Origin of the sequence: Pseudomonas sp. RL_5y_Pfl2_69 (assembly GCF_963970465.1) — a bacterium.
Classification (GTDB): domain Bacteria; phylum Pseudomonadota; class Gammaproteobacteria; order Pseudomonadales; family Pseudomonadaceae; genus Aquipseudomonas.
The window spans coordinates 144,017-162,604 of record NZ_CAXAOU010000001.1 but is presented as its reverse complement, the minus strand read 5'-3'; the positions used below and the strand labels follow the sequence as shown (position 1 = coordinate 162,604).

At 60.4% G+C, this 18,588-nt stretch carries 19 protein-coding genes; 6 read left to right on the top strand and 13 right to left on the bottom strand.

All coding sequences use genetic code 11. The annotated features are described in order from the left end of the window. Positions 1-77: 77 nt before the first annotated feature. Together AACY07_RS00785 and AACY07_RS00780 are read left to right on the top strand one after the other, a co-directional pair. On the top strand, positions 78-1,346 hold the full coding sequence (locus tag AACY07_RS00785; protein WP_133077334.1) for an MFS transporter: 1,269 nt from the start codon (positions 78-80) through the stop codon (positions 1,344-1,346). 192 nt (positions 1,347-1,538) lie between these two features. Next, entirely contained in the window at positions 1,539-1,997 is a 459-nt protein-coding gene (locus tag AACY07_RS00780; RefSeq protein WP_339473090.1) for an REP-associated tyrosine transposase, read from the top strand. 119 nt (positions 1,998-2,116) lie between these two features. Here the strand turns inward: AACY07_RS00780 and AACY07_RS00775 are convergent, their stop codons facing one another. The 9 genes from AACY07_RS00775 to AACY07_RS00735 all read right to left on the bottom strand — a co-directional run bounded on the left by AACY07_RS00775 (position 2,117) and on the right by AACY07_RS00735 (position 10,139). Next, positions 2,117-2,368 (bottom strand): hypothetical protein, encoded by a 252-nt coding sequence (locus tag AACY07_RS00775; RefSeq protein ID WP_133077335.1) that lies wholly within the window; start codon positions 2,366-2,368, stop codon positions 2,117-2,119. Positions 2,369-2,463: 95 nt separating this feature from the next. Beyond that, positions 2,464-3,786 carry an MFS transporter gene (locus AACY07_RS00770; protein WP_133077336.1) on the bottom strand — a complete coding sequence of 441 codons (1,323 nt, stop codon included), beginning with the start codon at positions 3,784-3,786 and terminating at the stop codon, positions 2,464-2,466. A 40-nt stretch (positions 3,787-3,826) separates the two neighbouring features. Beyond that, the gene (gene fucP / locus AACY07_RS00765) at positions 3,827-5,062 is read right to left on the bottom strand and encodes an L-fucose:H+ symporter permease (RefSeq protein WP_339473088.1); all 1,236 of its coding nucleotides are present in this window, start codon (positions 5,060-5,062) and stop codon (positions 3,827-3,829) included. A 56-nt stretch (positions 5,063-5,118) separates the two neighbouring features. Beyond that, positions 5,119-5,460 carry an L-rhamnose mutarotase gene (locus AACY07_RS00760; protein WP_339473086.1) on the bottom strand — a complete coding sequence of 114 codons (342 nt, stop codon included), beginning with the start codon at positions 5,458-5,460 and terminating at the stop codon, positions 5,119-5,121. Then, positions 5,457-6,233: an SDR family oxidoreductase gene (locus AACY07_RS00755; RefSeq protein WP_219262047.1), complete on the bottom strand. Its 777-nt coding sequence runs from the start codon at positions 6,231-6,233 to the stop codon at positions 5,457-5,459. The genes AACY07_RS00760 and AACY07_RS00755 overlap by 4 nt, the downstream gene beginning before the upstream one ends. Then, positions 6,230-7,075 carry an amidohydrolase family protein gene (locus AACY07_RS00750; RefSeq protein WP_339473084.1) on the bottom strand — a complete coding sequence of 282 codons (846 nt, stop codon included), beginning with the start codon at positions 7,073-7,075 and terminating at the stop codon, positions 6,230-6,232. The genes AACY07_RS00755 and AACY07_RS00750 overlap by 4 nt, the downstream gene beginning before the upstream one ends. A 24-nt stretch (positions 7,076-7,099) precedes the next feature. Beyond that, complete coding sequence (locus tag AACY07_RS00745; protein WP_133077341.1) at positions 7,100-8,377, bottom strand: L-fuconate dehydratase; 1,278 nt, start codon at positions 8,375-8,377, stop codon at positions 7,100-7,102. A 14-nt stretch (positions 8,378-8,391) separates the two neighbouring features. Next, positions 8,392-9,240, bottom strand: a complete 849-nt coding sequence (locus tag AACY07_RS00740) for a fumarylacetoacetate hydrolase family protein (protein WP_339473082.1) — start codon at positions 9,238-9,240, stop codon at positions 8,392-8,394. A 158-nt stretch (positions 9,241-9,398) separates the two neighbouring features. Next, complete coding sequence (locus AACY07_RS00735) at positions 9,399-10,139, bottom strand: SDR family oxidoreductase (protein ID WP_339473081.1); 741 nt, start codon at positions 10,137-10,139, stop codon at positions 9,399-9,401. 241 nt (positions 10,140-10,380) lie between these two features. Here AACY07_RS00735 and AACY07_RS00730 point away from each other — a divergent pair, with 241 nt between their 5' ends. Both AACY07_RS00730 and AACY07_RS00725 read left to right on the top strand, forming a co-directional pair. Beyond that, a complete protein-coding gene (locus tag AACY07_RS00730; protein ID WP_326427268.1) occupies positions 10,381-11,142 on the top strand; it encodes a FadR/GntR family transcriptional regulator in 762 nt (253 codons plus the stop codon). Positions 11,143-11,263: 121 nt separating this feature from the next. Continuing rightward, positions 11,264-12,529: an EAL domain-containing response regulator gene (locus tag AACY07_RS00725; RefSeq protein ID WP_339473080.1), complete on the top strand. Its 1,266-nt coding sequence runs from the start codon at positions 11,264-11,266 to the stop codon at positions 12,527-12,529. Here AACY07_RS00725 and AACY07_RS00720 read toward each other — a convergent pair. Next, on the bottom strand, positions 12,484-13,797 hold the full coding sequence (locus AACY07_RS00720) for a histidine-type phosphatase (RefSeq protein ID WP_339473079.1): 1,314 nt from the start codon (positions 13,795-13,797) through the stop codon (positions 12,484-12,486). The genes AACY07_RS00725 and AACY07_RS00720 overlap by 46 nt on opposite strands. A gap of 374 nt (positions 13,798-14,171) precedes the next feature. On the opposite strand from AACY07_RS00720, the gene AACY07_RS00715 reads away from it, so the two are divergent. Together AACY07_RS00715 and AACY07_RS00710 are read left to right on the top strand one after the other, a co-directional pair. After that, the gene (locus tag AACY07_RS00715; protein WP_339473427.1) at positions 14,172-15,413 is read left to right on the top strand and encodes a glutamine synthetase family protein; all 1,242 of its coding nucleotides are present in this window, start codon (positions 14,172-14,174) and stop codon (positions 15,411-15,413) included. Between the two features lie 65 nt (positions 15,414-15,478). After that, positions 15,479-16,795 (top strand): MFS transporter, encoded by a 1,317-nt coding sequence (locus AACY07_RS00710; RefSeq protein ID WP_339473078.1) that lies wholly within the window; start codon positions 15,479-15,481, stop codon positions 16,793-16,795. 70 nt (positions 16,796-16,865) lie between these two features. On the opposite strand, the gene AACY07_RS00705 is transcribed toward AACY07_RS00710, so the two are convergent. From AACY07_RS00705 to flgM, 3 genes are all read right to left on the bottom strand, one after another. Next, positions 16,866-17,606 carry a flagellar brake protein gene (locus tag AACY07_RS00705; RefSeq protein ID WP_339473076.1) on the bottom strand — a complete coding sequence of 247 codons (741 nt, stop codon included), beginning with the start codon at positions 17,604-17,606 and terminating at the stop codon, positions 16,866-16,868. Between the two features lie 96 nt (positions 17,607-17,702). Beyond that, positions 17,703-18,170, bottom strand: a complete 468-nt coding sequence (locus AACY07_RS00700) for a flagella synthesis protein FlgN (RefSeq protein WP_339473074.1) — start codon at positions 18,168-18,170, stop codon at positions 17,703-17,705. A 51-nt stretch (positions 18,171-18,221) separates the two neighbouring features. Beyond that, positions 18,222-18,548: a flagellar biosynthesis anti-sigma factor FlgM gene (gene flgM, locus AACY07_RS00695; protein ID WP_326397514.1), complete on the bottom strand. Its 327-nt coding sequence runs from the start codon at positions 18,546-18,548 to the stop codon at positions 18,222-18,224. Positions 18,549-18,588: the final 40 nt, after the last annotated feature.

Genomic DNA, 18,588 nt, shown 5'->3' with positions numbered 1-18,588 from the left:
CACAGGCCAGATCGCCCTCTAAAGTGAGCGTCGCCCCACCTGCCGGGTAGGGGCGAAACCGCTCATGAGAGGCGCGAATGAGAACAATAAAAAGCTACAAGACGCTGACAATTTTCTTCCTGTTCCTGATTGGCGTGGTCAACTACCTGGACCGCAGTGCGCTGTCCATCGCCAACACCACCATCCAGAAAGACCTGGCCATCAGCCCGATGCAAATGGGCGTGATGCTCTCTGCCTTTTCCATTGCCTACGCCTTCTCCCAGCTCCCCCTCGGTGCCTTGATCGACAAGCTGGGCAGCAAATTGGCACTGGGTGGCTCGCTGGTGGTGTGGTCGGTAGCGCAGGCGGCTTTCGGGCTGTTCAGCAGCTACGGTCATCTGGTCGGGCTGAGGGTATTGCTGGGGATTGGCGAGGCACCGGTCTTTCCTTCGGCGGCCAAGGCCTTGTCGGAATGGTTCGACACCCAGGAGCGGGGCACGGCAACCGGCTGGGTGTGGTCCTCGACCTGCATCGGGCCGTGCCTGGCGCCGCCTTTGTTGACCGTATTCATGGTGCATCTGGGCTGGCGCGGGATGTTCATCCTGACCGGTGTGATGGGCCTGTTACTGGCGGTGTGCTGGTTCAAGTTCTACAAAAGCAAAGCGCAATACATGGCCGAGACAGGCCGCGCAGAACCGGTACCGGTGCAGCAGGCCAAGGCGCCGAAAGTGCGCTGGACCTCGCTGTTCAAGGACCGCAATACATGGGGTGCATTCCTCGGGTTCATGGGCGTGATCTACATGATCTGGCTCAACCTCACCTGGCTGCCCGGCTACTTTGAGCGCGAGCATGGCCTGGACCTGTACCGCACGGCCTGGGTGGTATCGCTGGCTTATCTGTTCGGCGCCTTGGGCACCATCGTCGCCGGCAAATGCTGCGACCGCCTGGTGGCGAGGGGCATGCGGGTACTGGCCAGCCGAAAACTGATGGTGATTCTGGGCCTGCTGGGCGGGGCGCTGTTTACCCTGATCGTGGCGTTTACCACCAACGTTGTGGCGTGCGTGATCCTGTTGTGCCTGACCATGTTCTTCATCAACATCTCCAGCGCCACGGCGTGGATGATCGTCAACACCATCGTGCCGTCGGAGCGGGTCGCTTCGTTTGGTTCGATCCAGAACTTTGGCGGTTATCTGGCGGGCTCCATAGCCCCGATCCTGACGGGGTTCAGCGTTCAGCAGAGCGGCTCGTTTTCTTCGGCATTCGTGATCAGTGCGGTGGTGGCTGCGTGTTCGGCTTTCGCCTACTTTGCGCTGCTCAAGGAGCCGAAAGCCCCGCAGGCACCGCAGGCTGCGTTTGTCCCCGCCTGACTGAGAGAGGGGTTGTGGGAGCGGGCCTGCTCGCGATGGCATCTGCGCGGTTTTCCAGCCAGACCGCGCCGTCTGCATCGCAGGCAAGCCAGCTCCCGCAAAAAGCCATGACATATGCAGTCAAATGATGCCCGTTGTTGCTGATCTGACACTGACTAGCCTTTGAGGTTTATCAGTTCATCGGGTCCTGTCATGTCTTTGCCTCCTGCTTCCCATCGCCTGCGCCGTGGTCGCTACAGCGAGCAACATCGTTTTTATCTTCTGACCGCCAATACGCTGGATCGCCAACCCATTTTCCTGGACTGGCGGTCAGGCCGGTGTGTTGTCGAACAGTTCAAGCGGGCACAAGAACAAGGGCTGGCCAATTCGCTGGCATGGGTGGTGATGCCGGATCACTTTCATTGGCTGATCAGCCTTGAAAAAGGCTCGCTGGATGAGTTGATGTGTCGCACCAAATCACTGAGTACCCGTGCAATAAACCAGCTCACCGGACAATCAGGCAGCCGATGGCAGCAGGGCTACCACGACCATGCCTTGCGGCGTGATGAAGACATCAGGCATGTGGCCCGTTATGTCATTGCCAACCCTCTGCGCGCCGGGCTGGTCAAGCGGGTCGGGGACTACCCATTGTGGGATGCGGTGTGGGTTTGATCCTGCAAAATCTGTGGGAGCGGGCTTGCTCGCGATTCGGGCGACACGGTGTATCTGAACCACCGCGTCGATATCATCGCGAGCAAGCCCGCTCCCACAGGGGGGATAGGTGTTTACCGTTACAACCACGACTCGGTAATGCGTCGGTCCAGCTCTTCCCAGTCAGCCATGCCCAGCACCCGGGTGGTGTTCAGGCCGCGCAGGTAGCCCCGCAGTTGATGGGCGCTGGCGTGTCTATCGGCAGTGCGGGTGCTTTCGCTTTGGAGCGCCTCTTCATAAAGGCTCAGGTACTCGTTCACCCGGTCGCGGTACTCGGGCAGTACCGCTTCGCGAATCAGGTCGAAAGTTCTCAGTTTTTGATTGGTATTCACGGGTCACCCTTTGTGAGATTTCGGGCTGTTGTTTTGATTCCAACTGTTTCCCAATGTAGCTCACATGTGACCCGTGTTAATACCCGCCGCTGCGGTCAGCGTGTCGCAGGTGCTGTCACGGACGGTGAATCAACCTGGATGCCGGGTTCTTGTCCGGTTCTTGCGCAGCGGATCAACATCAGCGCGCCCAGCAACGCCGTCCCGGCCAAAAAGTACATGCCTGCATGGGGGTTGTTGAAGTAGCCCTCGGCCCAGGTTTTGACCGTGGGTGCCAGGAAACCACCCAGGTTGCCCAGCGCACCAATCACCGCAATCCCGCTGGCCGCCGCCGCGCCACCCAAAAAGCGGGTAGGCAGTGTCCAGAACAATGGTTGCACGGTAATAAAACCGGCGGCTGCCACGCAGAACGCCAAAATCACCAGTGGCAGGCTGCCACTCAATGTCGATCCCACCATGCCCACTGCCGCCAATGCCAGCATCAGCGCGGCGAAGCGGGTTTGCTGACCTGTGCGGTCGGCATGGCGGGTCACGATGTACAGCATGCACACGGTGGCAATCCACGGAATTGAAGTCAGTGCGCCGACTTTCAAGCCAATGCCGGTGCCCAGCAACTCGGCGATCCGCGTCGGCAGGTAGAACAGCACCCCATAGACGCTGACCTGAATCGTGAAATAGATCAGGGTGAAGTACAGCACCACCGGGTTGATCAGTGCCGCGCGCCACGACGAAGGGCCCTTGTTGGCCTTGAGCAGGTGTTCTTTTTCCAGTTCGTGTTCGATGGCTGCCTTTTCTTCAGGGCTCAGCCACTTGGCGTCGCGGGGTTTGTCGGTCAGGTAGAAGAACGCAAACACGCCGATGATCGAAGCCGCGAGGCCTTCGGTCACAAACATCCATTGCCAGCCGGTGAGGCCGAATTGCGCGGTTTCCAGCAACCAGCCCGACACGGGCCCGCCCACCATCAGCGACACCGGTACGCCGAAATAGTAGATGCCGTAGGCCGAGCCGCGCTGGTTCTGCGGGAACCAGTAGGTCAGGTACAGCACCACCCCCGGCGACAGACCCGCTTCGGCCACGCCCAGCAAAAAACGCAGGATGTAAAAGCTGGTTTCGTCGTGGGCAAACATCATCGCCGCCGACACCAGCCCCCAGGTGACCATGATCCTGCTCAGCCAGATGCGGGCGCCGATCTTGTGCAGCATCAGGTTGCTGGGGACTTCGAACACCGCGTAGCCAATAAAGAAAATCCCCGCGCCCAACGCAAACGCTGCGTTGCTCAGGCCGGTGTCCGCCTGAAAGGCGTGTTTGGCAAAGCCGATGTTGGAACGGTCGATGATGGCCATCGCGAACATCAACGCGACAAAGGGCAGGATGCGCCAGCGAATTTTACTCAGCGCCTGTTGCAGGACGGGGTTGGACATGAGGTGCTCCGATTATTTTTTTTGTGGAGTACAACGGCATTTAAAGGGCTGGCTTGCCTCTGAGAGCGCCACGGGCATAAGCCGCAACGATCACAAAGCAACCCATCGGCAGCAGGTAGGCCACGGCCGTGGAGGTGTGGTCGGCCACCAGGCCCATCACGTAGGGCAGCAGCGCGCCGCCGACAATGGCCATGATCATGAATGAGCTGCCGCGCTTGGTATGCGGCCCGAGGTTTTTCACGCCCATGGCAAACAGCGTCGGGAACATGATCGACATGAAGAAGAACGTCGCCACCAGCGCCACCACCGACAGGCCTTCAATCCCCGTCACCACCACCGCGCACAGTCCGACGTTGATCAATGCGTAGATCAGCAGCAGACGCTGGGCGTTGACGCGGCCCATCAGCCAGGTGCTGAAGAACCGGCCAAACATGAAGCTGAGCATCGCCACCGAGAGCAAATACGCGGCTTGCTGGCTGCTCATGTGTGCCCAGTGTTCGGTGACGTAGTTGATGAAAAACGCACCCACGCCGACCTGGGCGCCCACATAGAAAAACTGGGTGATCACCCCCGTGACGAACTCGCGGTGCTGCCACAGGGTTTTGTGGTCGTGCTGCCCGGCTTGCACTTCCTGCTCGCGCAGGTCGGGCAACGGGGTGCGGGCGATCAGCACCGCCACCAGCAACACCAGTGCGGCAATTACCAGGTAGGTCATTTGCAGCGATTGGGTGGTGTCGGTGCTGTTGGCGCCACTGAAGAACAGTGCGCCGCCAATCAACGGTCCGAAGAACTGCCCCAGGCCGTTGAATGACTGTGCCAGGTTCAAGCGTCGCTCGGCACCGGCGGGCTCACCCAATACCGTGGCATACGGGTTGGCGGCGGTTTCCAGGCAACCCAGGCCGCAGGCGATTACAAACAGGGCGAACAGAAAGAACTGAAAGCTCTGTGCGGCAGCGGCGGGCATGAACAGCAGGGCGCCGGTGGCGTAGAGGCACAGGCCCAGCAAAATACCGGCCTTGTAGCCGTATCGGTCCATGATGAAGCCGGCAGGCAGGGCGATCAGAAAGTACGCCCCGAAGTACGCGCTTTGCAGCAGGCCCGACTGGGCCTTGCTGACGTGCAGGGTTTCCTGAAAGTGTTTGTTCAGTACATCGAGCAGGCCATAGGACAGCCCCCACAGGAAGAACAGGCAGGTCACCAGAATCAGTGCCCAGCGATAGGACGTAGCCGCCCGGGTATAGGACGGCTCTGCGACGTTCGAGTGCTTGAGTGACATGACGCATCTCCTTTTTATTGTTGTGTGCGACTTGCATGGTTCTGTGTGGAAGCGGGTCAGGTTGAGTGCTTCAAACTGAATATCCGGCTCATTGGCGCCCATTTTTCATGGGGCAAGGTCCAGGGTGTGGGCTGTTGGAAGCGCCACATCAGTGCCTCCCATTCCTGCACCCTGGGGTCGCTGGCGCTGGCCCGTTCAAAAGCGTCGGTGCTGAAGCCGGGGGCGGTGTCCATGACCATGAACAACCGGGTGCCCAGGCGCCAGATCTGCATGTCCAGCACGCCGTGCTGGCGCAGGTGGGCGCTGATCTGCGGCCAGATGTGCCGGTGCAGGCGCTCGTACTCGGCGATCAATGCCGGGTCGTCCTTGAGGTCCAGCGCCAGGCACTGGCGAGTCATGTCAGTGCCCGGTCCAGGTGGGTGTAGCCACCGTCCACCACCAGCCATTGCCCGGTGGTGTGGGAGGCACGCGAGGACAGCAGAAACAGCACGCTGTCGGCGATCTCCGAGGCCGTGGTCATGCGTTGGCCGAAGGGGATTTTTTCGACGATGCTCGAAAGCTTGGCCTTCGGGTCGGCGAACGTGTCGATCCAGCGCTCATACAGTGGGGTCATGACTTCTGCCGGGATCACCGCATTGACCCGAATTCCGTCGGCCAGCAATGACGTGGCCCATTCGCGGGTCAACGACAGTTGCGCGCCCTTGGCCGCGGTATAACCGCTGGTGCCGCCTTGCCCGGTGAGGGCCGTCTTGGAGCTGATGTTGACGATGGCCCCGCGAGTGGCCTTGAGCGCATCCACGCACAAGTGGGTCATCACGTAGTAATGGATGAGGTTCTTTTCCAGGGAATCGACAAAGGCCGAGCGCCCGGCCTCAAGGCCTACGCTGTCGTTGACCCCGGCGTTGTTGACCAGCCCGTCGATGCGTCCAAAGCGTTGCAGCACCGTCGCGACCGCTGCGCGGCAGGCGTCTTCGTCACGCAGTTCGACCTGGATGAACAGGCTCGGCGTGCCGCGTAGATCCAGTTGCCGTGCCAGTTCATCGGACAGTGGGCTGTGACCGAAAATCACCGGTATCGCGCCTTCGTCGGCCAGCCCCAGGGAGATGGCCGCGCCAATCCCCGAACCGCCGCCAGTGACGATAAAAACCTTGTCTTGCAGATACAGATTCATGGAGTCGATCCCTCTATGTTGTAGACGCGGCACGTCGTGCCACCCCAAATGGCCGCGTCTTGCGACACGCTGGCGAGCACGTCGCAGGTGTGTGCGTATTCGCTGGCCAGCAGGCACACCGGCCAGTCGGAGCCGAACATCAAGCGGTCGGGGCCGAACAGTTCCAGTGCGGTGTGCAAATAAGGCGTCAGTTGCCCGCTGTGCCAGTCTTGCCAATGGGCTTCGGTGATCAGCCCCGACAGCTTGCAACTGACGTGGGGCAGGGCAGCCAGCGGCGCGAGCTGTTTGGCCCAGGCCTTTAAATGGTTGGCCTGCACATCGGGTTTGCCCAGGTGGTCGAGCACCAGATGGTGCTGATCGTGCTGTCGGCACAGTGCCGTTGCAGCCCCCAGATCCTGGGCCTTGATCAGCACTTCATAGACCAGCCCCTGGCGCTGCAAGGTGCTCAGCCCCCGGTTGAACGCCGGGTTCTGCATGAACCCGGCCGGTGAGTCTTCGTCTTGCAGTTGATGCCGAAAACCACGCAATGCCGGTGCCTGCGCCCAGCGCTCCAGGGACTGTTCAAGATCCCCCGCGCACAGGTCGACCCAACCCACCACGGCGCGAATCCACGGGTAGCGTTCAGCCAACAGCAACAATTGATCGGTTTCGCCGGTACAGGCCCGGGCCTGCACGGCAATGCAGCCGTCCAGCCCGGCCGCATCCAGCAGCGGGCGCAGGTCTTCAGGCTCAAAGTTGCGGCGCAAAGCGTCCATGCCGTGACCTATCCAGGGATAGCTGGCCGGGTCATAGCGCCAGAAGTGCTGGTGGGCATCGAGCCGTAGTGAGTGTGAGGACGACATTATTAGTGTGCTCCGCCCGTGGGTTCAGCCCCGGTACCGATACTGCTCGCGGGACGCTGCTTTCATCTGGATCGAGAAGCCTGGCGCCTGGGGTGGCATATAGGCCGCGTTGCGAATCACGCACGGGTCTTCAAAGTGCTCGTGCAGGTGATCGACAAACTCCACCACCCGGCCTTCGTGAGTCCCGGCGATGCACAGGTAGTCGATCATCGACAGGTGCTGCACGTACTCGCACAAACCTACGCCACCCGCATGGGGGCACACGGGCAGGTTGTATTTGGCGGCCATCAGCATCACGGCCAGCACTTCATTGACCCCGCCGAGACGGCAGGCATCGATCTGCACCACATCAATGGCTTCGCGCATGATCAGCTGCTTGAACACGATACGGTTCTGGCACATCTCACCGGTTGCGACCTTGACCGGGGTAACGCCCAGGCGGATCTTGCGATGACCTTCCACGTCGTCCGGGCTGGTGGGTTCTTCAATAAACCACGGGTTGGCAAATGACAGCTCGCGCACCCAGTCAATGGCCTCGTCCACTTCCCATACCTGATTGGCGTCGATCATCAACTGGCGATCCGGCCCCAACACCTCGCGGGCGATACGCACGCGGCGGATGTCGTCCTGCAGGTCATGGCCGACCTTCAGTTTGACGTGGCTGAAGCCCGCATCCACCGCCTCCTGGCACAGCCTGCGCAGTTTGTCATCGGCATAACCGAGCCACCCTGCCGAGGTGGTGTAGCAGGGGTAGCCGTCAGCTTCGAGCGAAGCCAGGCGCTCGGCCTTGCCCTGGGCGCGTTCGCGCAACAACGTGAGGGCTTGTGCCGGGGTTATGCAGTCGGTGATGTAGCGAAAATCAATGCAGCGCACCAGTTCTTCGGGGCTCATGTCGGCCACCAGGCGCCACACGGGTTTGCCTTCTGCCTTGGCCCACAGGTCCCAGGCGGCATTGACCACCGCGCCAGTGGCCAGGTGAATGGCGCCCTTGTCCGGGCCGATCCAGCGCAGTTGGCTATCGCTGGTGACGTGGCGCCAGAAGCGGCCCATGTCTTCGGCGATCCATTCCAGCTTCAACCCCACCAGCAGGCTGGACAGGGCCTTGATCGAGGCGCAGCAGATTTCATTGCCACGGCCGATGGTGAAGGTCAGGCCATGGCCTTCAAGGCCCGGTGTGTCGGTTTCGAGGATGACATAGGCCGCCGAGTAATCCGGGTCCGGGTTCATCGCGTCAGAACCGTCCAGCGATTGCGAGGTGGGGAAGCGGATGTCTTCAACCCGTACGGCAGTAATCGTGGTCATGGTGCAGCTCCCTGTCAGTCGGCATTCACGGTGCGTTGCTGTTGTTCGCCCAGCCCGCTGATACCCAGGCGCATGGTCTGGCCTGCGCGCAGGTACACGGGTTCGGGCTTGATGCCCAGGCCGACACCCGGCGGGGTGCCGGTGGAAATCACGTCGCCCGGTTGCAGGCTCATGAACTGGCTGAGGTAGCTGATGATTTTCGGGATCTGGAAAATCATCGTCCGCGTGTTGCCGTTCTGGTAGCGCTTGCCGTCCACTTCCAGCCACAGGTCGAGCTGGTGCGGGTCGGCGATTTCATCTCGGGTCACCAGCCACGGCCCAAGCGGGCCGAAGGTGTCGCAGCCCTTGCCTTTGTCCCAGGTGCCGCCCAGCTCCAGCTGGAACTCACGCTCGGATACGTCGTTGATCACGCAATATCCAGCCACATGCTCAAGGGCATCGCTTTCGCTGATGTAGCGACCGCCTTTGCCGATGACCACGCCCAGTTCGACTTCCCAGTCGGTTTTGCGCGAGTTGCGCGGGATTTCGACGTCGTCGTTGGGGCCGACAATGGCGCTGGTCCATTTGCTGAACACCACAGGCTCGGCGGGGATGGCGGCGCCGGTTTCGGCAGCATGGTCGGCGTAGTTGAGGCCGATGCAGATAAATTTGCCGACCTGACCAACGCAGGCGCCGATACGGGGGGAGCCCTCAACCAGTGGCAGGGTGGAGGGGTCGATATCGTGCAGGCGGGCAATGCTTTCGGGGCTCAGGGTTTGGCCGGCGATGTCTGCGACCACTGCGGACAAGTCGCGCAGTTGACCGTTGTTGTCGAGCAGGGCAGGGCGTTCCTGACCTTTGTCACCGTAGCGCAGCAGTTTCATAAACAATCCTTTTTGGAAGGGGCAGGGCCCTGTGGGAGCTGGCTTGTTGTGGGAGCGGGCTTGCTCGCGATGGCATCAGCGCGATTATCCTGATACACCGCAGCGATCCAATCGCGAGCAAGCCCGCTCCCACGAGAGCAACGTCAAAAGCGATGGCGTCAGTTGCTCCAGCCGCCATCAATGATTTGTGCCGTGCCGGTGGTGAAGCCGCTGGCACTCGATCCCAGGTACAGCGCCAACTGGGCGATTTCTTCGGCGGTGCCGATGCGGCCCATGGGCTGGCGCGCAGCAAAGGCGGCGTACACCTCGTCGACACTGCGGCCTTCGCGCAGAGCCTGTTCGCTGATGCGCTGGCGCAGGGAAGGGGAGTCGACGGTGCCGGGGCAGATGGCGTTGCAACGGATGTTCTGGCTCACAAAATCAGCCGCCACTGAACGGGTCAGGCCAATGACCGCGCCTTTGCTGGCGCAGTAGGCAAAGCGGTTGGGCACGCCTTTGACGCTGGAGGCCACCGAGGCCATGTTGATGATCGAACCGCCGCCGTTGCCCAGCATGCCCGGCAAGAAAGCGCGGATCATGCGGTACATGGCGGTCACGTTAAGGTCCAGGGCGAAGCTCCAGTCCTTTTCGCTGCATTCCAGAATAGTGCCGCTGTGAACCACGCCCGCGCAGTTGAACAGCACATCCAGCGGGCCAAGTGTTTTGGCCAGGCGCTCGATGGCAGCGGCGTCGGTGACGTCCAGAAGATGAGTGTGCGCGCCTTCAAGGGCGTCGAGGGCGGCGGCATTGATGTCGGCGGCGAAGACTTCGGCGCCAGCGGCGAGATACGCCTGGACACTGGCCTGGCCAATACCCTGAGCGGCCGCAGTGATCAGCACGCGTTTGCCGGAAAGATCCATGGGTGCTCCATTGCGATGTTGTTGTTTTTGTCGTTATAGGCCTAATGGTCAGGCCATTGCGGGCGTAACAAATGGCAAAACGACGCAAGTGTGTGGATAAGGTTTGCTATGATCGCTTTACGTTATCCGTCCAATGGTCAGGCCATTGGTCCTTTTGTAGCATGCACCTCAAGCTTCAACAAGCGCCTTTTTTTGCCAAACGAGCTTGTCGAAGGCTGTCCTTACCAGAGCTTATTTCCTGATGCCATTTCAAGTTATTGATAATCAAAGGCTTTATCGGCAAATCGCTGATCAGCTACGGGCCTTGATCGACAGCGGTGAATTTCCGCCGGGCAGCCGCTTGCCGGCCGAGCGGGAGTTGGCCAAGTTGCTGGGCGTGAGTCGCGCCTCGGTGCGCGAGGCGATGATTGCGCTGGAAGTCATCGGCCTGGTGGATGTGCGCGTGGGTAACGGAGTGCTGGTCTGTGAGCCTCCGGTGCAAGCGGTGTCCGATGAGCCGGTGATGGCCCAGGCCACCCGCAATCAGTGGAAAGAACTGGACCCCGAACTGGGCATCGAAGTTGATTTCAGCGCTGAGATCCCGCCGTTCGCCTTGCTTCAGGCCCGACGCCTGATCGAGCCCGAGGCGGCTGCACTGGCGGCGGTGAATGCCAGTGACGAAGAATTGGCGGGCATCCGCGAGGCGTTCGAGCGCAACGTGCAGGACAATCGCGAAGACTCCCATACCCACCCGGGCGACCGCCTGTTCCATATCCGCATCGCCCAGGCCTCGGACAACCCGGCCTATGCGCTGATGATCCAGCATTTGCTGGGGCACCGTTACGGCAGCATGTTCCAGCGTTTGCAAAGCCATTACACCCCGGACGACATGATTCATCGTTCGGAAAATGAACACCGGCGCGTGCTGCAAGCGCTGGAGCAGCACGACCCGGACGCTGCACGTCAGGCCATGGCCGAGCATCTGGATGAGGTGATCCGCATCTTCACCCGCAGTGCTCGCTGACCTTCAATCGACAGCCGGGTCGACTTGGGATAATTCCTACGTTTAAGGGGAAATTTCCTAGGTAACTATCCTGATGTCTCCGGGACAATTGACCTACACCGTTTTTCGATGGGTCAACCTGATGTCTGATCATTCACTGCGTATCCTGATTTTGGAAGATGACGACTTTCAGCGCGCCGTAGCGGTGAGCCTGTTTCGCTCGCTGGGCTGTCATGAAGTGTTTGAGGCCAGTGATGGCAGTGAGGCGCTGGCGGTTCTTGAGCAGGTAGGTGCGGTGGATATCGCCGTCTGCGATTTGCAGATGGAAGGCATGGACGGTCTGGCCTTTTTGCGCCGGGTGGGCAAGTCGGGGCAAGTCAAAGCCATCATCATCGGCAGTGCCCTGTCGGCTGACTTGCGCCGCACGGCGCGTCAGATCGTTACCCTTTTGGGGTTGGAGTTGCTGGGTGATGTCGGCAAGCCGCTGCACGCCGAAGTGCTTGGGCCTCTGCTGGCAAAGTATCAGGGCGCCTGCACCACCGAGAAAACGCCCGGCAGTAAGGTGCAACTGGCCTGTGAAGACGAGGTGCGCCAGGCCCTGGCCCTGCAGCAACTGCAGGCCTGGTACCAACCCAAGTTCAACCTGCAGACCGGCGAGGTGTGTGGTGTTGAGGTGCTGTGTCGCTGGCAGCACCCGAGTAAAGGGGTGCTGCCCCCGGCCGTGTTTATCCCGGTGCTGGAGCGCTGCGGGTTGATGGACGACATGTTGTTTGCCCAACTGGATCAGGCGTTGAGACTGCAAGAGCAAGCCAGGATTCAGGGCTTTCCCTTGAACATGGCGTTCAACCTGCAAACCGCGCAATTGGCCAATAACCAGCTGACTTACACCCTCAAGGGCATCCTGACCCGGCATGCGACGCCAGGCTCCAGGCTGACCTTCGAACTGACCGAGAACGGACTGCTGCAAGCGCCGGCCGCCAGTCTGGAGAACCTGGTACGCCTGCGAATGATGGGCTGCCGGTTATCGATCGACGACTTTGGAACCGGGTTTTCCTCGCTGCAACGGCTGTGTCAGTTGCCATTTAATGAAATCAAGCTCGACGCCGGGTTTGTTCGCCACCTGGAGCATGAGCCGCGCTGCGAAGCGGTGATCGCCAACACCCTGGCGCTGGGCAAAACCCTGGGCATGTCGGTGGTCATTGAAGGGATCGAAACCGAGGCCCAGTTTCAGCGCTTGCTGACAATGGGGTGCGTTGAAGGGCAGGGCTACTGGTTTGCACGACCCATGAGCGGACAGGACTTGCTGCACTGGTTGCAACAACGTGAAGCCAGTCCTGGCGCTGAGGCTTCAACGGCGCCGGATCACTCGAATGAGTACGGCGTCAGTGCCGTCGGGTCGATGTTCTGATCCACGGTGGCCATCGCATCCTTGAGCGGGCAAAGCAGGCCGACGCTGGTTTTACGGCAGTTCCCGGCGCTGTTGAAATCACGCTTGAGCGGTTTTTGGGCGCCGGTCAGCTGCGTCAGGTTGCGGATCTGATCCATTGACTGCGCCTCAAAGGCAATGCGCAGAAAGTACTCGCCGGTTTTGACTTCCTTGTAGCGTTCAAACTGCAGCGTACCGACGGGCGGGATATTGTTCTCGATGTAGTCCCCCAGCTTCCAGCCGAAGCCGAGCATGGTGCGCAGGTAGGCGATATTGGTGTCGTGGGCCACGAGCAGCATCAGCGGCACATCAGGCGGGATGCTTTGCCCGCCCTTTTGGGCCAGCGGGGTGCCTTGCTTGAGTTCCAGCGAAATCTGGTTCATCAGCTCTGACGCACCGCGACTGGCGATATAGGGGATGTCATTGAGGTAGTCGTACTTGGCTTTGGTCAGCACCATCAGGCTCGACACTTGGGCTGCGGTACGACCGTTGCCGAACGCGACTTTATCCAGTGGCAAGCCCTGGCTGTATTCCAGGCGGAACACTTCGCCCATGTTGGCGCCCGCGCTCAGGCCCTTGATCGAGAAGCGGCCCTTGGCGTTTTGTTCAAGGGTCCAGGCTTGTTTGCCATAGGGGCAGTCAGCCCCGGGCAGGCAGGCGACTTCCCTGAGTTTTTCTTCAAAGGGTTGGTAGCGCGCCTGTGCCGCTTCGACGCTGCCACCCAGGGCTTTGAGGATTTCGGCTTTGGCTTTCACCGGGTCAAGGGCGGCAAAGGGCATTTCATTGGCCTGGAACAAGGCGTCCTGATTGCCGCTGACATAGGTCGGTTGCAGCCCGCAACCGGGGAACATGCCATCGAGCAGGGCCTGTGCGGTGGCCTTGGTGCGCTGCAGGGGGCTGGCGTGTACCAGCAACTGGCTGGCATCCGGGCAACCCTTGGAGATCAGTCCGGCGGTGCGCAGTACCTCCCCGCGGTAGCGGCCCATTTCGACAGCACCGGTGTAGCCGTGGCCGGTCAAGTTGCCCAAGGGCACAAGCCAGGTTGGCCATTGGCGCTGAGTGACGGAGGTCAGCAGTTTTTCATTGGATTGGGTGGGAGGTCGCACGCCATGACGGCTGACTTGCACGACTTTATCCAGCACATAGCCATCGTTTGTGGGGGTTTGGGCGAAGGCTGCAGGGCTGAGCAGGCTGGCCAGCAGCAGGCTGGCCAGCAGCAGGCTGGTATAGAGAGGGGGCAGCGGCTTCATCGTTTTTCCTTTTGGTCTTCCTGACACGGTGGGCAAAGAGCTTAGACAGTTATCGGGTAAACACCGCACAACCTGGCGTATCGGCTCTGTGGGAGCGGGCTTGCTCGCGATAGTATCGATGCGGTTTTCCTGGTGGACCGCGCCGCCTGAATCGCGAGCAAGCCCGCTCCCACAATGCCGATACGGTCCATCATCAGCGACTACACAAACCTGGAACAGGTGCGTATTTTGTACACATTGCCCTTAGTGGCCAGCACAACAAGGAACGTGTCATGACGAGCGATGGCCAGGGCTCACTCGCACAGCGATTGGCGGGTATTGATGAGATTGAGTGCGTCACGCCCGATCTCAATGGCGTACCCCGTGGCAAGGTGATGACCGCTGCGGGATTTCTCGAAGGTCGGCGCTTGCAGATGGCCCGTGGGGTGCTGTTGCAATGCATCATGGGCGGCTACCCCGAGTCGCGTTTCTATGGCAGCGACGATGGCGACCTGGCCCTGGTGCCAGACCTTGCCCAACTCCATCGCTTGCCCTGGAGTCAGCACCCCCGGGCCCTGGTCATTTGTGACGCCGATGAGTTCAGCGGTGAAAGCTCGGCGTTGTCGACGCGAGGTCAGTTGAAGGCGGTTATCGCCCGTTATGCGGCCCGCGGTCTGGCGCCGGTGGTGGCGACTGAGCTTGAGTTCTTTGTGTTTGCGCCCAACACCGATCCGACTCAGCCATTCCGTCCGCCTGTGGGGCTCGATGGTCGTCCTGAAGAAGGCTTTTCTGCGTTCAGCATCAGCTCCAATAACGGTTTGCGGCCTTTTTTCAGCGAGGTCTACGCATGCATGGCGGCGTTGGGCTTGCCGCGCGACACCTTTATGCACGAGATGGGCGTCAGTCAGTTTGAAATAAACCTGCTGCACGGTGATCCGCTGCTGCTCGCCGACCAGACGTTTTTGTTTAAGCATTTACTCAAGGAAGTCGCCCTCAAGCATGGACTGACCGTTGTGTGCATGGCCAAGCCACTGGCCCACACCGCCGGCAGCTCGATGCACATTCACCAGAGCGTGGTGGAGCTGGGCAGCGGTCGTAATGTGTTCAGCGACGAGGCGGGGCAACCGACGGCCGCCTTTCGCCACTTTATCGGTGGGCAGCAGGCAGGCATGGCTGACTTCACGGCGCTGTTTGCGCCCAACGTCAATTCCTATCAGCGTTTGTTCCACCCCTATGCATCGCCGAACAATGCGTGCTGGTCCCACGATAACCGTGCTGCAGGCCTTCGGATCCCGGCCAGCTCACCCGTGGCGCGGCGGGTTGAAAACCGTTTGCCGGGCGCTGACGCCAATCCGTATCTGGCCATTGCCGCCAGCCTTGCGGCAGGGTTATATGGCATTGAGCATGAGCTGGAACCGAGCGCTGCGATTCAGGGCGAATTCGAAGTGCCCCCGGCACTGTCATTGCCCTGTACCTTGCATGCAGCCCTTGATCGCCTCAAGCGCAGTCAGTTGGCGATTGAACTGTTCGGGGTGGAGTTCATCGAAGGTTACGTTGCGTCCAAGACGCTGGAACTTACCAGCTTCCATGACGAAATAACTCCCTGGGAGCGTCGCGTTCTGGCGGCTCAGGCTTAACTGTTTAAATCTGTGGCACCGGGCCTTGCCCCGGCTGCAGATACAAGGAGCCGCACGGAAAGCCAATGCACCAAATCTGGAAGTCTTTTCGAGCGTTGTACTTTGCCTCGCTGATGATGTTGATCGGCTCTGGCCTCTTGAGTACCTATCTGGCGCTGCGCCTGGCCGCCGACAACGTTGACGGCCTGTGGGTCGGCGCGTTGATGGCGGCCAACTATTTTGGCCTGGTCCTGGGCGGCAAGATCGGCCACCGGCTGATTGCCCGGGTCGGGCATATCCGTGCCTACGCCACCTGCGCCGGTATTGTCGGTGCGGCGGTGCTGTGTCACGGGCTGACGGACTGGTTGCCGGTATGGTTGCTGCTGCGGGTGATCGTCGGTCTGGGCATGATGTGCCAGTACATGGTCATCGAAAGCTGGCTCAATGAGCAGGCCGATGCCAAGCAGCGAGGCGTGGTGTTCAGCCTGTACATGATCGCTTCCTATCTGGGCCTGGTGCTCGGCCAATTGATCCTGGTGATCCATCCGGCCCTGGGGCTCGAATTGCTGATGGTTGTGGCGTTGTGCTTTGCCCTGTGCCTGGTGCCCGTGGCCATGACCCGGCGCATTCACCCGGCGCCCCTGCACCCCGCACCGATGGACCCCACGTTTTTTATCAAGCGTGTACCCCAGTCGTTGATTGCGGTGATGGGCGCGGGCCTGCTGGTGGGTTCGTTCTATGGTCTGGCGCCGCTTTATGCCTCGCAGCAGGGGCTGTCGACCGAGCTGGTCGGTCTGTACATGGGTAGCTGTATTTTTGCCGGGTTGCTGGTGCAGTGGCCATTGGGCTGGTTGTCCGACCGCTATGACCGGCCGTTGCTGATTCGCATCTTCGCCTTCTTGCTGGCGTTGGCCGCATTGCCGCTGGCGATCCTGCCATCGGTACCGCTGGAGGTGCTGTTTGTGGCCGGTGGCATGGCGGCGTTGATGCAGTTTTGCATCTATCCGCTGGCCGTGGCATTTGCCAATGACCACATTGAGCCGGAGCGTCGCGTGTCGCTGACCGCCATGTTACTGGTGACCTACGGCATTGGGGCGAGTGTGGGACCGCTGGTGGCGGGGGTGCTGATGAAGGTGCTTGGCAGCCATATGCTCTACGCCTTTTTCAGCGTGGCGGGTTTGATCCTGGTGTGGCGAATTCGCCCGAATGCAGTGACCAACCTGCACCAGGTCGATGATGCGCCGCTGCATCACGTGGCAATGCCTGACAGCATGTCCAGTTCACCGCTGGTAGCGGCGCTTGACCCGCGGGTGGATGAGCAGGTGGTGCAGGAGCAGATGGTGGATAACGTGGAACCGGAACCGGAACCGGAACCGGAGCCGGAGCCAGAACCCAAGCCCTAGACACTTTCCCTGTGGGAGCGGGCTTGCTCGCGAAGGCAGCTCCCACAGGATGTGCAGGGTTTACTCACGTTCAGTAATCGTCGTCTTTATCAAACTGGCGCGCTTCGCGTTGCAGTTGATACACAAAACGTTCGACCTGACGCTGTACGGCGCCGCTGATGTTGTGAAAGCGCATGCCGGCAAAGGTAATGTTCAGCCGCTCTTCAAAGTGCAGGTAACGCAACTCGACCGGGGTGGACATCAGGCCAAACGGCAGGTCGGCGCTGAAGCGCTCATACACCTGACCCAGTTGCATGCCCTGGCTGATATCACCCTCAAAACGCAATTTGCAGCCCGTTGCAGAAACGTCCAGCAACTTGCCTTTGATCGGGGTTTTGAGCTTTTCACCCGCGACCTCCACGTTGACCAGATTGGCCAGCCGCAGGGCCGCACGAAAGGCGTTGCGCCGCTGGTGGTAAACCACTTCGCGGGGTAGCGCACCGCGATAGCAGCGGTGATCCTTGCTGTCATCAAGGGTCAGCGGTGTGGTGCACTCCCAGGCAATGCGCACGCCATCGTGGAAACCCTCAACCCGAAACGGTATGCCAGCTTCAAGAAAGCGCTCGCCGTCACGGGGGATCATTTCGTCCAGCGCCATGGTATTGCGCTCACGGTCTATATCCACCACATAGCTTTGGAAGCGCTGGGTGCGATCCTGGAAAGTGATGATCAGCGGGTCATGGCTCTCTTGCAGCATCCGCAGGTTGGAGGCAATTTCCAAAGGGGTAGTCAGCACCTTTGGCGGTTGCGGAGCATCTTGGGCGTCGAACACGGTTGATCAATCTCCAGACAAAATACAGCGACACGCAAAAAAGAGGCATTCTGCCATTATGGTGCGTGTCTCGCTACAGGCTGCGGATGCGCAGGCTCAAGCCTGGCTGTAGGCGCGATGCTTGTTGAGCATCGAAGTGGTGCCGCGGGCGTCATACAACGAGGGGGCTTCGCCGCCATGAAGAATGCGCAGCTGGTTGGCGGTGATTGCCTGCTGGGTCTGGATCGACTGTCCATTGAGCAGGTTCGCAGCCTGGCATTGGGCCAGTAACTGGTTCAGCACATCGCTTTGGCTGAGCAGTTGCGCGCCCACGCTTGAGTGGCTGGCAAGGCTTTCGAGGCCGCTGCGGTTGGTGGCCAGACCAAGGCTCGCGAGAATCTCGCTGCGCTTGCGGCCATGTTGCTCCAGCAAAATGATCAACGACTGTTTGCGCGCCAGAATGTTTTCCAGCACCTGCATGTCGCGGCCTTTCAGGGCAATGGACTCGTCCTGCAGCAGACCGAGCAGTTGTTCGGCGGGGGCCAGGTCATCATTGATCAGTTGCAGTAAATTTTCGTCGTGCATATCGGGCTCTGGGAATTAAGCGTCCAAAAGCCTGGCACAGGCCATGTGGGCCTAGCGCTGGGCTTCCATGTTGAGCAGTTTGCTGGCGACCCGGTTGCTGTCGACTTTGTAGCTGCCCTCTGCGATGGCCTGTTTAAGCTCGGCCACCCGATTTTTGTCGACTACAGGTTGGTCACGCAACGAGTCGCTGATCTTCTGCAACTGCTGAGCCTCTTGGCTGAGGTGTACAGATTCCCCGCTGGGGGCGCTGGCGCTGGTTTGCTCAGGGCCTTTAGCCGGGGCCGCTTGCGTGGCGCTGCCTGCTTCCTGATTTGCATTGCTGCGCGTACTGCCGGTTAAGGGCGGCGCGCTGCCAAGACGACTGAAGTCGATGACCATAACGATAAACCTCTGGGTATTTGGACGCTTGCCATGTTTT

Coding starts and splice junctions, on each gene's coding strand:
- AACY07_RS00760 (WP_339473086.1), bottom strand. CDS start 5,460: ATGACTCGCCAGTGCCTGGCGCTGGACCTCAAGGACGACCCGGCATTG.
- AACY07_RS00745 (WP_133077341.1), bottom strand. CDS start 8,377: ATGACCACGATTACTGCCGTACGGGTTGAAGACATCCGCTTCCCCACC.
- AACY07_RS00720 (WP_339473079.1), bottom strand. CDS start 13,797: ATGAAGCCGCTGCCCCCTCTCTATACCAGCCTGCTGCTGGCCAGCCTG.
- AACY07_RS00770 (WP_133077336.1), bottom strand. CDS start 3,786: ATGTCCAACCCCGTCCTGCAACAGGCGCTGAGTAAAATTCGCTGGCGC.
- AACY07_RS00735 (WP_339473081.1), bottom strand. CDS start 10,139: ATGGATCTTTCCGGCAAACGCGTGCTGATCACTGCGGCCGCTCAGGGT.
- AACY07_RS00740 (WP_339473082.1), bottom strand. CDS start 9,240: ATGAAACTGCTGCGCTACGGTGACAAAGGTCAGGAACGCCCTGCCCTG.
- AACY07_RS00755 (WP_219262047.1), bottom strand. CDS start 6,233: ATGAATCTGTATCTGCAAGACAAGGTTTTTATCGTCACTGGCGGCGGT.
- fucP (WP_339473088.1), bottom strand. CDS start 5,062: ATGTCACTCAAGCACTCGAACGTCGCAGAGCCGTCCTATACCCGGGCG.
- AACY07_RS00710 (WP_339473078.1), top strand. CDS start 15,479: ATGCACCAAATCTGGAAGTCTTTTCGAGCGTTGTACTTTGCCTCGCTG.
- AACY07_RS00725 (WP_339473080.1), top strand. CDS start 11,264: ATGTCTGATCATTCACTGCGTATCCTGATTTTGGAAGATGACGACTTT.
- AACY07_RS00780 (WP_339473090.1), top strand. CDS start 1,539: ATGTCTTTGCCTCCTGCTTCCCATCGCCTGCGCCGTGGTCGCTACAGC.
- AACY07_RS00715 (WP_339473427.1), top strand. CDS start 14,172: ATGACCGCTGCGGGATTTCTCGAAGGTCGGCGCTTGCAGATGGCCCGT.
- AACY07_RS00730 (WP_326427268.1), top strand. CDS start 10,381: ATGCCATTTCAAGTTATTGATAATCAAAGGCTTTATCGGCAAATCGCT.
- AACY07_RS00750 (WP_339473084.1), bottom strand. CDS start 7,075: ATGTCGTCCTCACACTCACTACGGCTCGATGCCCACCAGCACTTCTGG.
- AACY07_RS00700 (WP_339473074.1), bottom strand. CDS start 18,170: ATGCACGACGAAAATTTACTGCAACTGATCAATGATGACCTGGCCCCC.
- flgM (WP_326397514.1), bottom strand. CDS start 18,548: ATGGTCATCGACTTCAGTCGTCTTGGCAGCGCGCCGCCCTTAACCGGC.
- AACY07_RS00785 (WP_133077334.1), top strand. CDS start 78: ATGAGAACAATAAAAAGCTACAAGACGCTGACAATTTTCTTCCTGTTC.